General features: G+C 59.2%; 12 protein-coding genes. 9 read left to right on the top strand and 3 right to left on the bottom strand.

Going from position 1 to position 13,391, the window contains the following annotated elements; genetic code table 11:
* Nucleotides 1-31 precede the first annotated feature (31 nt).
* Nucleotides 32-880 (bottom strand): SDR family oxidoreductase, encoded by an 849-nt coding sequence (locus LJU29_RS00700; protein ID WP_005757528.1) that lies wholly within the window; start codon nt 878-880, stop codon nt 32-34.
* 209 nt (nt 881-1,089) lie between these two features.
* Here LJU29_RS00700 and exbB point away from each other — a divergent pair, with 209 nt between their 5' ends.
* The 6 genes from exbB to LJU29_RS00670 all read left to right on the top strand — a co-directional run bounded on the left by exbB (nt 1,090) and on the right by LJU29_RS00670 (nt 7,802).
* Complete coding sequence (exbB, locus tag LJU29_RS00695) at nt 1,090-2,043, top strand: tonB-system energizer ExbB (RefSeq protein ID WP_010192284.1); 954 nt, start codon at nt 1,090-1,092, stop codon at nt 2,041-2,043.
* Between the two features lie 3 nt (nt 2,044-2,046).
* Nucleotides 2,047-2,472 (top strand): TonB system transport protein ExbD, encoded by a 426-nt coding sequence (exbD, locus tag LJU29_RS00690; protein WP_002551495.1) that lies wholly within the window; start codon nt 2,047-2,049, stop codon nt 2,470-2,472.
* Nucleotides 2,469-3,215, top strand: a complete 747-nt coding sequence (locus LJU29_RS00685) for an energy transducer TonB (protein WP_005731616.1) — start codon at nt 2,469-2,471, stop codon at nt 3,213-3,215. Before exbD ends, LJU29_RS00685 begins: the two co-directional genes overlap by 4 nt.
* 92 nt (nt 3,216-3,307) lie before the next feature.
* Complete coding sequence (locus LJU29_RS00680) at nt 3,308-4,231, top strand: hydrogen peroxide-inducible genes activator (RefSeq protein ID WP_002551493.1); 924 nt, start codon at nt 3,308-3,310, stop codon at nt 4,229-4,231.
* A gap of 11 nt (nt 4,232-4,242) precedes the next feature.
* Nucleotides 4,243-6,318 (top strand): ATP-dependent DNA helicase RecG, encoded by a 2,076-nt coding sequence (gene recG / locus LJU29_RS00675; protein WP_005757521.1) that lies wholly within the window; start codon nt 4,243-4,245, stop codon nt 6,316-6,318.
* A gap of 86 nt (nt 6,319-6,404) precedes the next feature.
* Nucleotides 6,405-7,802 carry an aminoacyl-tRNA deacylase and HDOD domain-containing protein gene (locus LJU29_RS00670; RefSeq protein ID WP_257111532.1) on the top strand — a complete coding sequence of 466 codons (1,398 nt, stop codon included), beginning with the start codon at nt 6,405-6,407 and terminating at the stop codon, nt 7,800-7,802.
* 66 nt (nt 7,803-7,868) lie between these two features.
* Here the strand turns inward: LJU29_RS00670 and LJU29_RS00665 are convergent, their stop codons facing one another.
* Nucleotides 7,869-8,270: a GFA family protein gene (locus tag LJU29_RS00665; RefSeq protein WP_004655387.1), complete on the bottom strand. Its 402-nt coding sequence runs from the start codon at nt 8,268-8,270 to the stop codon at nt 7,869-7,871.
* A gap of 294 nt (nt 8,271-8,564) precedes the next feature.
* On the opposite strand from LJU29_RS00665, the gene LJU29_RS00660 reads away from it, so the two are divergent.
* Nucleotides 8,565-9,872 (top strand): CitMHS family transporter, encoded by a 1,308-nt coding sequence (locus LJU29_RS00660; RefSeq protein WP_002551489.1) that lies wholly within the window; start codon nt 8,565-8,567, stop codon nt 9,870-9,872.
* A gap of 68 nt (nt 9,873-9,940) precedes the next feature.
* Here LJU29_RS00660 and LJU29_RS00655 read toward each other — a convergent pair whose 3' ends face one another.
* Nucleotides 9,941-11,434 (bottom strand): YifB family Mg chelatase-like AAA ATPase, encoded by a 1,494-nt coding sequence (locus LJU29_RS00655; protein WP_257111531.1) that lies wholly within the window; start codon nt 11,432-11,434, stop codon nt 9,941-9,943.
* 178 nt (nt 11,435-11,612) lie between these two features.
* On the opposite strand from LJU29_RS00655, the gene LJU29_RS00650 reads away from it, so the two are divergent.
* A complete protein-coding gene (locus LJU29_RS00650; protein ID WP_005757516.1) occupies nt 11,613-12,155 on the top strand; it encodes a GNAT family N-acetyltransferase in 543 nt (180 codons plus the stop codon).
* Nucleotides 12,156-12,364: 209 nt separating this feature from the next.
* A complete protein-coding gene (locus LJU29_RS00645; protein ID WP_257111530.1) occupies nt 12,365-13,219 on the top strand; it encodes a hypothetical protein in 855 nt (284 codons plus the stop codon).
* Nucleotides 13,220-13,391 lie beyond the last annotated feature (172 nt).

The raw sequence follows: 13,391 nt of genomic DNA, 5'->3' as shown, positions 1-13,391 counted from the left end.
GCCCTTCAAGGCGCTCCTGACTGCGACGTTTCTACCCCAACAAAGCCGCATAGCCAGCCCGATAATCCGGGTACATTGGCGTCCATCCCAGTGCGCGCGCCCTGGCATTGCTGCAACGCTTGCTGCCCACGCGCTGCACACTGACCTCCTCCGACCATTCGCTCACCCCCAGATATTCACGTATCCACGCCACCACATCGGCCAGCGCGGCCGGATCGTCGTCAACGCCCAGATAGCAGCTCTCCAGTGCCACACCTCGTTGATCCGCCTGCAGCAGATGCTCCAGCAAGCTGGCAGCATCGTCGGCATGAATGCGATTGGCATAGACCGGCGGATCAATTCTGACACTGTGCCCCTGACGCACACGGTTCGACAGGTCACTGCGTCCGGGTCCGTAGATACCGGTCAGCCTCACCGCCGTGGCTGGCAGTCCGCTGTTCAGCGCGAGCTGCTCGGCTTCCAGCATCACAGTACCGGTGTAGTTGGCCGGTTCGGTGACGGAGTCTTCATCAACCCACTCCCCGTTCTGCTGACCGTACACACCGCTGCTTGAGACAAAGATCAACCGCTTTGGACGCTGCCCGGTCTGCTCAAGCCAACTCAATACATTGCGCAAGCCCTCGACATAGGCCATCCGGTAACCCGCCTCGTCACGTTGCGAGGGAGTTGCGCAATACACCACATAGTCCAGTGCCGCAGCGGGCCACAGGGCAGGCTTGCGGGTATCGAACAAATCGCCCGCCACACCGTGAACACCGGCAGGCAGCTCGGAAACAGTGCGCCGTAGCCCATGCACGGTCCAGCCGTGAGGCAGCAGGCGGGTAGCGAGTCGCGAACCGATGTCGCCACAGCCGGCGATTAGAAGCGAAGGGGCAGTCATTCGGTATCTCCATAACAGGTGGCGTCAGCGCCGTACAAAATGATCATCGACAGGCGAAAATTCGGGCGAATATGTAAAAAAGATACTGTATTACTTTTGTTAACAAGAACGATTTGCAATAATGGCAGCCCATTTGTTCCCTGTGAGCGTCGAGAGCACTGAACGACGCACTGGAACCATCCCCTATTTTTCTCTCAGGTCCGGCCAGCATGACACGCATTCAATCAATCGCTTCGCCTACCCGGATGCCTCGCCTGCCTCGTGCATGGCGCGGTGTCGCAGCCCTCGTCTTGAGCCTGATGTTCGTACCTATGGCCCTTGCAGATCAATCGGCACCGACTGCGGCCCCTGCAACCTCTGCCGCACCTGCGGCGACAGCTCCTGTCGCGCCTGATGCCGCTGCCCCGGTGCAGGCCATGGAGCCTGCAGCCGAAGACAACAGCCTGGGCATGGCCCATGACCTGTCGCCATGGGGCATGTACCAGAACGCCGATGTCGTGGTCAAAGCGGTCATGATCGGTCTGGCCATCGCATCGATCATTACGTGGACCATCTGGATCTCCAAGGGTTTCGAACTGCTGGGTGCCAAACGCCGGTTGCGTGGTGAAATCGTCAACCTGAAAAAAGCCCGCTCCCTGAACGAAGCGAGCTCGACCGCCAGCAAGGAAGGCACTCTCGCCCACCTGCTGGTGCATGACGCTCTTGAAGAGATGCGCCTGTCGGCCAACAGCCGTGAGCGCGAAGGGATCAAGGAACGTGTCAGCTTCCGCCTCGAGCGCCTGGTCGCAGCCTGCGGCCGCAACATGAGCATGGGCACCGGCGTACTGGCGACCATCGGCTCTACCGCACCGTTCGTGGGTTTGTTCGGTACGGTATGGGGCATCATGAACAGCTTCATCGGCATCGCCAAGACCCAAACCACCAACCTCGCTGTCGTGGCACCGGGTATTGCCGAGGCCCTGCTGGCCACGGCACTGGGTCTGGTTGCCGCAATTCCTGCGGTAGTGATCTACAACGTGTTCGCCCGCTCCATCGCCGGTTACAAGGCTCAGGTTTCTGATGCTTCGGCGCACGTTCTGCTGCTGGTCAGCCGCGACCTGGATCATCTGCCAGAACCGACCGAGCGCAATCAACAACAACCGCACATGGTCAAGGTGGGCTAACACGTGGGCCTGCATCTTAACGAAGGCGGCGATGACCTCGCCGAGAACCATGAAATCAACGTGACGCCGTTCATCGACGTCATGCTGGTGCTGCTGATCATCTTCATGGTGGCTGCACCGTTGGCGACCGTGGACATCAAGGTCGACCTGCCGGCATCCACTGCCACGCCACAGCCCAGGCCCGAGAAGCCGATCTTCCTCAGCGTCAAGACCGACAAGAGCCTGTATCTGGGTGAAGAGAAGGTTGCCCGCGAGCAGATCGGTCAGGTGCTGGACGCCCGGACCAAGGGCAAGAAGGACACCACGATCTTCTTCCAGGCCGACAAGGGCGTGGATTACGGCGATCTGATGGAAGTCATGAACACGCTTCGGGGTGCGGGTTACCTCAAGGTTGGTCTGGTGGGTCTTGAGACGGCTGGTAAGAAATGATCAGTACGCGCCAAAAACTGACGCGCTATAGCGGTAGTCTGTTGTTGGTGCTGGCCGTGCACGCTATCGCGATCATCATCGCCGTTCGCTGGCCCGCCTCTCAGGCGATCGAGCTACCGCCAGCGGCCATGATGGTCGAGCTTGCGCCTCTGCCTGAGCCCGCACCGCCGCCACCACCAAAAGTCGTTCAGCCACCTCCGCCGCCAGCCCCTGAAGAACCAGAGCCCATGCCGGAAGTCGCGCAAGCGCCGAAGCCGGAAATCGTGGTGCCCAAAAAGGTTGAAAAGCCCAAGCCAAAACCGCAGCCGCCAAAGCCGCAGAAGAAGCCTGAGCCACCTCAGGAAAAACCTGCTGACGAAAAACCGGTCGACACGCCGCCTACGACTGCCAAACCGGAAAAAGCAGCTGCTCCGAAGCCCGCTCCTGCGCCTGCGCCGCCCAGCAATGCGCTGCCAAGCTGGCAGGGTGACCTGTTAAGTCATCTGGGCAAGTACAAGAAGTATCCCGAGGATGCGCGTCGTCGTGGCATGCAGGGTGTTGCACGCCTGCGCTTCGTTGTCGATGCTGACGGCAACGTGCTGTCTTACTCGATTGCCAACAGTTCAGGCAGCCCGGCGCTGGATCGAGCGACCATGGAAATGATCCGTCGCGCTCAGCCACTGCCCAAGCCGCCCAAGGAAATCCTCAACAACGGCACCATTGAAATCCTCGCACCGTTCGTTTATTCACTGGATAAACGCTGAATTGTACTTTTGTTACTTGTGAGTGCTTCTGATAACGTGCGTCTATCGATCGCACCCGCTATGCTGGGGTCGCAACTTCATGGACGCACGTTATGACTCTTACAGAATTACGCTACATCGTCACGCTTGCCCAGGAGCAGCACTTTGGCCATGCGGCTGAGCGCTGCCACGTCAGCCAGCCAACGCTGTCGGTGGGCGTCAAGAAACTAGAAGACGAACTCGGTGTGCTCATTTTCGAGCGCAGCAAGAGCGCCGTGCGCCTGACACCTGTCGGTGAAGGCATCGTTGCGCAAGCGCAGAAAGTGCTGGAGCAGGCTCAAGGTATTCGTGAGCTGGCCCAGGCAGGCAAGAATCAGCTGACCGCGCCGCTGAAAGTCGGCGCTATTTATACCGTCGGCCCTTACCTGTTCCCTCACCTGATTCCACAACTGCACCGGGTTGCGCCGCAGATGCCGTTGTACATCGAAGAAAACTTCACGCATGTGCTGCGCGACAAGCTGCGCAACGGTGAGCTGGATGCCGTCATCATTGCCTTGCCGTTCAATGAAGCTGACGTGCTGACCCTGCCGCTTTACGACGAGCCGTTCTCCGTCCTGATGCCAGCCGATCACCCCTGGACTCAGAAAGAGACCATCGACGCCTCGGCACTCAACGACAAGAGCCTGTTATTGCTGGGCGAAGGTCACTGCTTCCGTGATCAGGTTCTGGAAGCCTGCCCTACCCTGGGCAAAGGCAATGAAGGCGCCAAGCACACGACAGTCGAGTCCAGCTCGCTGGAAACCATTCGGCACATGGTCGCTTCCGGGCTGGGTATTTCGATCCTGCCGCTTTCGGCCGTTGACAGCCACCATTACGCGCCCGGCGTGATCGAAGTCCGCCCGCTGACGCCGCCTGTGCCTTTCCGCACGGTCGCCATCGCCTGGCGCGCAAGCTTCCCGAGACCCAAAGCCATCGAAATTCTCGCTGACTCTGCTCGCCTGTGCTCGGTGGCACGTCCGAAAACAGTCGCAAGTTAGGCAGAAAAGAAATGAGCGAGCTTTCCAGGGTCTCGGTCACGGCGCTCAAGGGCGTCGGTGAAGCGATGGCAGAAAAGCTGGCCAGGGTCGGGCTGGAAACCCTGCAGGACGTGCTGTTCCATCTGCCGTTGCGTTACCAGGACCGGACCCGCGTCGTACCGATTGGCGCATTGCGCCCTGGCCAGGATGCCGTGATCGAAGGCGTGGTCAGCGGCGCCGATGTGGTAATGGGCAAACGCCGCAGCTTGCTGGTACGGCTTGGCGACGGCACAGGTGTCGTCAGCCTGCGCTTCTACCACTTCAGCAACGCGCAGAAAGAAAGCATGAAGCGTGGCACGCACCTGCGCTGCTTCGGCGAAGCGCGTCCCGGTGCTTCCGGCCTGGAAATCTATCACCCGGAATATCGGGCAATTACCGGTGATGAGCCCGCGCCCGTTGAACAGACCCTCACGCCGATCTATCCCACGACCGAAGGCCTCACCCAGCAGCGCCTGCGTCAGTTGTGTCAGCAAAGTCTGGCGATGCTCGGCCCCAAAAGCCTGCCGGACTGGCTGCCGGATGAGCTGGCCCGCGACTATCAGCTGGCCCCGCTGGATGATGCGATCCGCTATCTGCATCACCCGCCCGCCGATGCCGATGTGGAGGAGCTGGCCCTCGGGCATCACTGGGCGCAACACCGGCTGGCTTTCGAAGAATTGCTTACCCACCAGCTTTCCCAGCAGCGCCTGCGCGAAAGTCTGCGCTCACAGCGCGCACCGGCGTTGCCTGTTGCGAAAAAACTGCCGAAACAATTTCTCGCCAACCTCGGCTTCGCGCCCACGGGTGCCCAGCAGCGGGTCGGCAAGGAAGTTGCCTACGACCTGAGCCAGCCTGAGCCGATGCTGCGGTTGATCCAGGGTGACGTTGGTTCGGGCAAGACCGTGGTCGCCGCGCTGGCTGCCTTGCAGGCGCTGGAAGCAGGTTATCAAGTGGCGCTGATGGCCCCCACCGAGATTCTAGCCGAGCAGCACTACATCAACTTCCAGCGCTGGTTAGAGCCGCTGGGCGTTGGCGTGGCCTGGCTGGCGGGTAAGCTCAAGGGCAAGGCGCGCGCGACGTCCCTGGAGCAGATCGCCAGTGGCACCCCTATGGTAGTGGGCACCCATGCGCTGTTTCAGGACGAAGTGCAGTTCAAGAACCTCGCGCTGGTGATCATCGACGAGCAGCACCGGTTCGGTGTTCAGCAACGTTTGGCGCTGCGTAAAAAGGGCGTCGGCGGCCTGATGTGTCCGCATCAATTGATCATGACCGCCACACCGATTCCACGCACGCTGGCGATGAGCGCCTACGCCGATCTGGACACGTCGATTCTGGACGAACTGCCGCCCGGAAGGACACCGGTCAATACCGTGCTGGTTGCCGACAGCCGCCGCCTGGAAGTCGTGGAGCGTGTGCGCGCAGCTTGCGCAGAAGGTCGCCAGGCCTATTGGGTGTGCACGCTGATCGAAGAATCCGAAGAGCTGACCTGCAAAGCGGCTGAAACCACCTACGAAGAACTGAGCAGTGCCCTGGGTGAGGTTCGCGTCGGGTTGATACACGGGCGCATGAAGCCCGCAGAAAAGGCCGCGATCATGGCCGAATTCAAGCAGGGTGCGCTGCAATTGCTGGTGGCAACTACAGTGATCGAAGTTGGGGTCGACGTGCCGAACTCCAGCCTGATGATCATCGAAAACCCCGAGCGCCTCGGTCTGGCTCAATTGCACCAGTTGCGCGGGCGCGTCGGGCGCGGCAGTGCGGTCAGCCATTGTGTGCTGCTCTACCACCCGCCGCTTTCACAGATCGGACGGCAGCGGCTGGGCATCATGCGCGAAACCAACGACGGCTTTGTCATCGCCGAAAAGGACCTTGAACTGCGTGGTCCCGGTGAAATGCTGGGAACCCGACAAACGGGCCTTCTGCAATTCAAGGTCGCCGACCTTATGCGTGACGCAGACCTGCTACCGGCCGTACGCGACGCGGCTCAGGCCCTGTTGGAGCGTTGGCCCCAACATGTCAGCCCACTGCTCGACAGATGGCTGCGTCATGGCCAGCAGTATGGCCAGGTGTGATGCAGGCTACGCTTTGAACACCACGTGCGACCGAAAACGAATAACGTGGTTATACTTCAAAAAATGTAGGAATTTGGACATAGCTCATGACAGAAGTCGCCCACGTCAATGATCCGCAGCATGCGCCGTCGGTAATCCGGCAGTTGCTTGAAAAATTGGCTATCAGCTACAACGAAGTCATGGACAACAAAAGCTTGCCCCCGTCGCGCAAGGTTCAGGCTGTGCTGGTCGAGGACGCTGTCGGTGCGCTGCTTATCCTGTTCCCGCAGAGCCAGTTGCTCGACCTCAGCCGAATCACCGAGCTGACCGGGCGCCAGTTGACCGCTGTGCCGCATGATCGCTTGCAACGCATGCTCACCAAGCACAACCTGCAAGTGCTGCCGGGGCTCCCGGCACTGACCAGCTCACCGTGCCTTTACGATGATCGCCTGCTGCAAGAGCCGACACTGCTGGTGGGCTCGGGCGAAAAGGGCCTGTTGCTGGAAATCAGCAGTGACGACTTCAAAGGCATGCTGAGCAAGGCCAGCGCCGCGCACTTCGGCCAGTCGGTCGCAGCCATTCGTCCGAACCTGGATCGTCCTGACGACGATCCGGCAGAAATCACCCAGGCCATGCATGTTTTCACGGCGCGTCGCATCCAGCAGCGTCTGGAAGCGACCCTGGAAATACCACCACTGGCCGGAACTGCACAGAAAATCATCAAGCTGCGGGTCGACCCCGATGCGACCATCGATGACATCACCGGCGTAGTCGAAACCGACCCTGCGCTGGCGGCACAGGTCGTGAGCTGGGCGGCATCGCCCTATTACGCGTCGACCGGCAAGATCCGCTCGGTAGAAGATGCAATAGTCCGCGTGCTGGGCTTTGATCTGGTGATCAACCTGGCACTGGGCCTCGCTCTGGGCAAAACCCTGAGTCTGCCCAAGGACCAGCCGCAACAGACCACGCCGTATTGGCAGCAATCCATCTATACAGCTGCGGTCATCGAAGGTCTGACCCGCGCCATTCCCCGCGCCAGTCGCCCGGAAGCTGGCCTGAGCTACCTAGCCGGTTTGCTGCACAACTTCGGCTACCTGCTGCTGGCCCATGTGTTTCCGCCACACTTCACCCTGATTTGCCGCCAGCTGGAAGTTAACCCGCACCTGCACCACAGTTTTATTGAACAGCATTTGCTGGGTATCAGCCGCGAGCAGATCGGGGCCTGGCTGATGCGCTATTGGGACATGCCGGATGAACTCGCCATCGCGCTGCGCTTCCAGCACGCCCCCCACTACAAAGGCGAACATCACGTCTACGCCAACCTGGTTTATCTGGCCGTACGTCTGTTGCGGGTGAACGGCATCGGTGCCGGGCCAGAGCAGGAGATTCCTGACGAGTTGTTCGAACGCTTGGGCCTGTCCCGCGAAAAAGCCAACGAGTCAGTGAAAAAAGTGCTTGAGGCCGAGGTACTTCTGCGCGAACTGGCTTCGCAGTTCAGCAAGTAATGCGCTGATGTAATGTGCGAACAGTGCCTAAGGCTCTGGCTCAGGCACTATTTATCTCCTCAAACCTCAGAAAGGCTCGCCCTCTACCCCTGGCAGGTGCTCATCCAGGCGTAGCCAGGGAAGCCGGTTCTCTATCCAGATGTGTCGTGAGGGCGTTGCCAGCTCCGGTTGGTCAAGTGTCGCAATGGTGACGTCGATCTCGTCCGGGCTGTTGCGCGTGAACAACGCCAGGTGAGCGCCGCACTTGCCGCAGAAATAGCGTACGCAGCTGGGTGAGGAGTCATACGCACAGGGGCTGCCTGTCAGCCACGTGAACGAAGCCAGCGGCACACTTATCCAGGTTACAACCGTTGCACCCGAGGTGCGTCGACAGATGGAGCAATGACAGTGAGCGATGTCCCGCAACGGCGCATCGAACTGGTAACGCAGCCCGCCGCAATGGCAGCCACCCGAGTGTATCTCGCTCATCCATACTTCTCCTTCATGACCATAATCCGTGTGACAATAAAATTTCTACAATAGCTGATTGAAAGGTCGGTGAAAGCTTGGCCAATTAGCATCGCCTCACTTCCGGCAAAAAGACCGGCTAGCCAGGAACGGATTCCAACGTGTTTCAGGCCCAATTAACAACAATAATGGTGATTCCGATGCTTGCTGACTTCTCGTTCCACACCCTCCTTGCGCCTCCACTCCACGTACCGATCTGCTGAGCTGACTCGTTCATTTCACGTTCTGTAGCCGTATTACGTCTGGAGTATTCCCATGCTGACTTTCCTTGGCTTTGCCATGGTTATTGCGTTCATGTACCTGATCATGAGCAAGCGCCTGACTGCGCTGATCGCCCTGATTCTGGTTCCAATCATCTTCGCCCTGTTCGGTGGCTTCGCGGCCCAGATCGGCCCGATGATGCTGGCAGGTATCACCAAGCTGGCGCCAACCGGCGTGATGCTGATGTTCGCCATCCTTTATTTTGCGCTGATGATCGACTCCGGCCTGTTCGACCCGGCCGTGCGCAAGATCCTGAAAATGGTCAAGGGCGACCCGATGCGCATTTCGGTCGGCACCGCCGTGCTGGCGCTGGTGGTGTCCCTCGACGGTGACGGCGCGACCACCTACATGATCTGCGTCGCCGCCATGCTGCCGCTGTACAGCCGCGTCGGCATGAGCCCGCGCATCATGGCCGGCCTGATCATTCTGGCGGGTGGCGTGATGAACATGACCCCGTGGGGTGGCCCAACCGCTCGTGCGGCCAGTGCCCTGCATGTCGATGCATCCGACATTTTCGTACCGATGATCCCGGCAATGCTGGCTGGCGTGGTTGCGATCCTCGCAATTGCCTACTTCTACGGCAAACGCGAACGCGCTCGTCTGGGTGAACTGCACCTTAAGGGTGATGAAGTCGATCACAGCGAAATCAGCGTCTCGCAATTCCCGGATGCACGTCGTCCAAAGCTGATCTGGTTCAACGGCGCGCTGACCTTCGCACTGATGGTTGCCCTGATCATGGGCCTGCTGCCGCTGCCGGTACTGTTCATGATCGCGTTCAGTATCGCGATGATCATCAACTACCCGAACCTGCAGGACCAGAAGGACCGCGTATCAGCCCACGCCGGTAGCGTTCTGGCAGTGGTCGGCCTGATCTTCGCCGCAGGTATCTTCACCGGTATTCTGTCCGGCACCGGCATGGTCGACGCCATGTCGAAAAGCCTGCTGGCAGTGATCCCGGATGCGCTCGGCCCGTACCTCGCCGTCATCACCGCGCTGGTGAGCATGCCGTTCACCTTCTTCATGTCCAACGACGCGTTCTACTACGGCGTACTGCCGGTGCTGTCCGAAGCCGCTGCCCACTACGGCATCAGCCCGGTTGAAATGGCCCGCGCCTCGATCGTCGGTCAGCCGGTCCACTTGCTCAGCCCTCTGGTGCCATCGACCTACCTGCTGGTTGCCCTGGCCGGTATCGAGTTCGGCGACCATCAGCGCTTCACCCTGAAATGGGCGATTCTGGTGTGCCTGTGCATTCTGGTTGCCGCGCTGCTGATGGGGATCTTCCCGTTCTATAGCAGCATGTAAGCTTCTTTAGCTGTCCCAAGACTCGCCGTCGACTTGATCGTTGACGGCGAGTTTTTGCGTTTGGACGGTCAATTGGTTGAAGGCCGGTACTGCAACGCCTCGGCCAGATGGCTACGAGTGATCGCATCCACCTGCTCCAGATCAGCCAGCGTTCGCGCCACTTTCAGCAGGCGATGCGCCGAACGTAATGAGAGAGTCAGGCGCTCGCAGGCCGTCTCCAGCCAGCGTTCATCGACACTGGACAGCGCGCAGTGCTCGCGCAGCCCCGGTAGGTCGAGAAACGCATTGGCACAGCCCTGACGACGTTGCTGCCGTTCTCTGGCCTGCGCAACCACCGCTGCCGCGCTTGCAGTGTTCTCACTGGTGGTCGGGTCAGGGTTGAGGGCGGTGGCTTCGCGGGCGACGGTCAGGTGCAGATCAATCCGGTCCAGCAGCGGGCCGGACAACTTGTTGCGATAGCGCTGCACCTGCTCGGTGGAACAACGGCAGCGCCCGGTCGGCTCACCCAGATATCCACAGGGGCATGGGTTCATCGCCGCCACCAACTGGAAACGCGCCGGAAAGCGCACGCGATCCCGCGCACGGGAAATCACGATATGCCCGGACTCCAGCGGCTCACGCAAAACCTCCAGCACACGGCGATCGAACTCCGGCAGTTCATCAAGAAACAGCACGCCGTGATGTGCCAACGTGATTTCGCCAGGTTGCGGACGACTGCCACCGCCCACCAATGCAGGCCCGGACGCCGAGTGATGCGGCTGCCGAAACGGCCGCTGCGGCCAACTGGTCAGCGGCACCTGGCTGGCAACCGACTGAATCGCCGCCACTTCAAGCGCTTCGTGCTCATCCAGCGGCGGCAACAAACCCGGCAGGCGGCTGGCGAGCAATGTCTTGCCGGTGCCGGGTGGCCCACTGAACAGCAGGTTGTGCGCACCCGCAGCGGCAATCACCAACGCACGCTTCGCGGCGGTTTGGCCCTGCACTTCGCTAAGGTCCGGATACGGCTTGGGCTGATGCAGCAGGCCGCTGGACTGATACGGCGCAATCACCGTGCGACCGTTGAAATGCGCGACCAGCTCCAGCAAGTGACTCACCGCAATCACCCGCAGCCCCGAGGCCAGACAAGCTTCCTCCGCATTCACCGCCGGAATGATCAGCGTCCGCTCCGCCGCACGTGCCGCCAGCGCAGCAGGCAGCACCCCCTGAATCGGCCGAATCGCCCCCGACAGCGCCAGCTCGCCCAGGCATTCGACATCCTGCAACGCAACCAGCGGCACCTGCCCGCTGGCCGCCAGCAAACCCAGCGCAATCGCCAGATCGAACCGCCCGCCATCCTTGGGCAAATCAGCCGGCGCAAGGTTGAGCGTGATACGCCGCGCCGGAAAATCCAGCCCGGAATTGAGAATGGCACTGCGCACCCGGTCCTTGTTCTCCTTGACCGCCCCCTCCGGCAACCCCACCAGCGTCAGGGCCGGCAGGCCGTTGGCCAGATGCGCTTCAACAGTAACCGCCGGGGCTTCCACCCCGACCTGGGCACGACTATGGACGATAGCCAGCGACATGGATCATTCCTTGATATGAGCGATGGGCGGGTATCGTGCTTTATTTGCGGGATGGGGGTGAGGGGGGAATGGATACAGGGTGTGAGTGGGGCAAGAAAGACGGCTCTATATTTTGGATGTGTAGAAATGCCATAAACATTGCTTTAAATGCTGAAACACACCGAGCAGGAGCATTGATATGAGCATCCGCCTTGCCCTTCCCGAGGACTCGTTGCAGATAGCGACGATTCATCTGGAGTCATGGAGAAGTGCCTATGAGGGCATCATTCCCTCTGCCTATATCAATCGGATAACGCTTGAGGCAAGGCTGTCCCACTGGACCAAGGTGATCGCTTCGGGCGAATCTGGCCTGTACGTCAAAGTCGACAGGTTAGATCGGGTCTTGGGCTGGGTGGCCACGGGGATTGACAGGGAACATCCCGAAGACCGCAGCGTCGCAGAAATACAGGCCATCTATATCAGCCCAATGCACACACGCCAGGGTATTGGGCGAGAGCTGCTCGACCATGTGATGCCTCTCTTTCAATCCGCTGGCCGCACCAGAGTTGTCGTCTGGGTGCTGGAGAGCAATGCCCCCGCCATCGATTTCTACCATCAGCGAGGGTTCGCAAAAGAGCCGATCAAAACCAAGACGATCGAACGAGACAATGCCAGGTTGGTCGAGATCAAACTTGAACAGCCCATCACGACACCGTCCTCAACGGTGCCCTGCTCACCTTAGTCAGGCCTGCCCCTCAAGAAGTACTCAGGGTGTGAGTGGGGAATTGCCTCTGACAAGCGATCCCCTCTGATTGGCACAGAAAAAATGACTTTAATGAAGCTCCTTACATCTCCATCACACACAATTGCAGGTGGCCATACTTCATGGTCAATCCTTGGCTAAAACCTTTTATAGCTAACCATACTCAAAACCACGGAGCTCTAATGACCATGGCTGATCAAGCCCCCCCTGACGCATCTCCGCATGCTGCTAGCTCACCGCGCAGTAAGCTTTACGATGGCACTCTAGCCGTCACCATCGCCATTGCTATTATATTTGCTGCTTCCAGCATCGTCCCCCACGCCTTTGAGAAACCTATACCTGCCTGGTGGTTTGGCATTGGCGGGATAGCGTTGTTCTTTATCATCTACGCCCGGTTGCGCTCAACCAAAATGGTGACCGCATTTGAATCCTGGGAAATCCTCGCTCTGGTCGCCAATAGCAAACCGGCTCAATTTTTGATCACTGCGTTCAGCATTGTTCCTATGATTGTCTCCATCGCCAAAACCGCTGGTGTACAACAGCAAATCCCGTTCACGGTTTATTTATACTGGGCCAGCGGTCTGGCACTGTTTATATTCCTGCTACTGTTCAAAGTGACCGCTCCGCTTGTGTACCGATATAAGTCATATCAGGAGGTGCTTGACCAGAGTGGCGGGCTTGAAGTCTTTCGTGAGGAACTGCTTGAGTTGCAAGTCATGGCGTCTAGTAGGACAGCACCCTTCGATAAGGCTAATGATCATATCTTCCTGGCTGACGATATCGCCACGATTCAATGGTTGCGCATCAGCGACAAAGCAGAAGCTCCAGAACTGTACTTCCTGATTCGCAAGTATTCCACGGGGCTTAAAGTAGGCTGGCGCCGAGCGTTGACACCCTTGCTTTTCATACCGGCGTTTGTCTTGGTAACTACGACGTTGGGTAATACATTAAAAGGCGGGGTTGAGGCTGCCGCTCAAGCTCACTGTTCCGGTGGGCTGATCAAAAGCATCTACGGTGGCATACTGTCGATTGATCCTGATTAAAAAAAAACGCCAAGCCGCCTGAAGGATGCGAGAGGTTCGATGCCCGGTAAAAATAGGCTCTGTAAGCGAATGGGGAATACTTCTTGTGCACATCAAGCGATGTCCAATGGTAAGGCAGTCGACACAATGCTCAGCTCTTTGAATACCTGTGATGCGCAGACTTTTGCGCATC

Origin of the sequence: Pseudomonas ficuserectae (genome assembly GCF_024584585.1) — a bacterium.
Taxonomy (GTDB): Bacteria; Pseudomonadota; Gammaproteobacteria; order Pseudomonadales; family Pseudomonadaceae; genus Aquipseudomonas; species Aquipseudomonas amygdali.
Note: the sequence above shows the minus strand (reverse complement) of the source record. Positions and strands in the feature narration are given on the sequence as shown.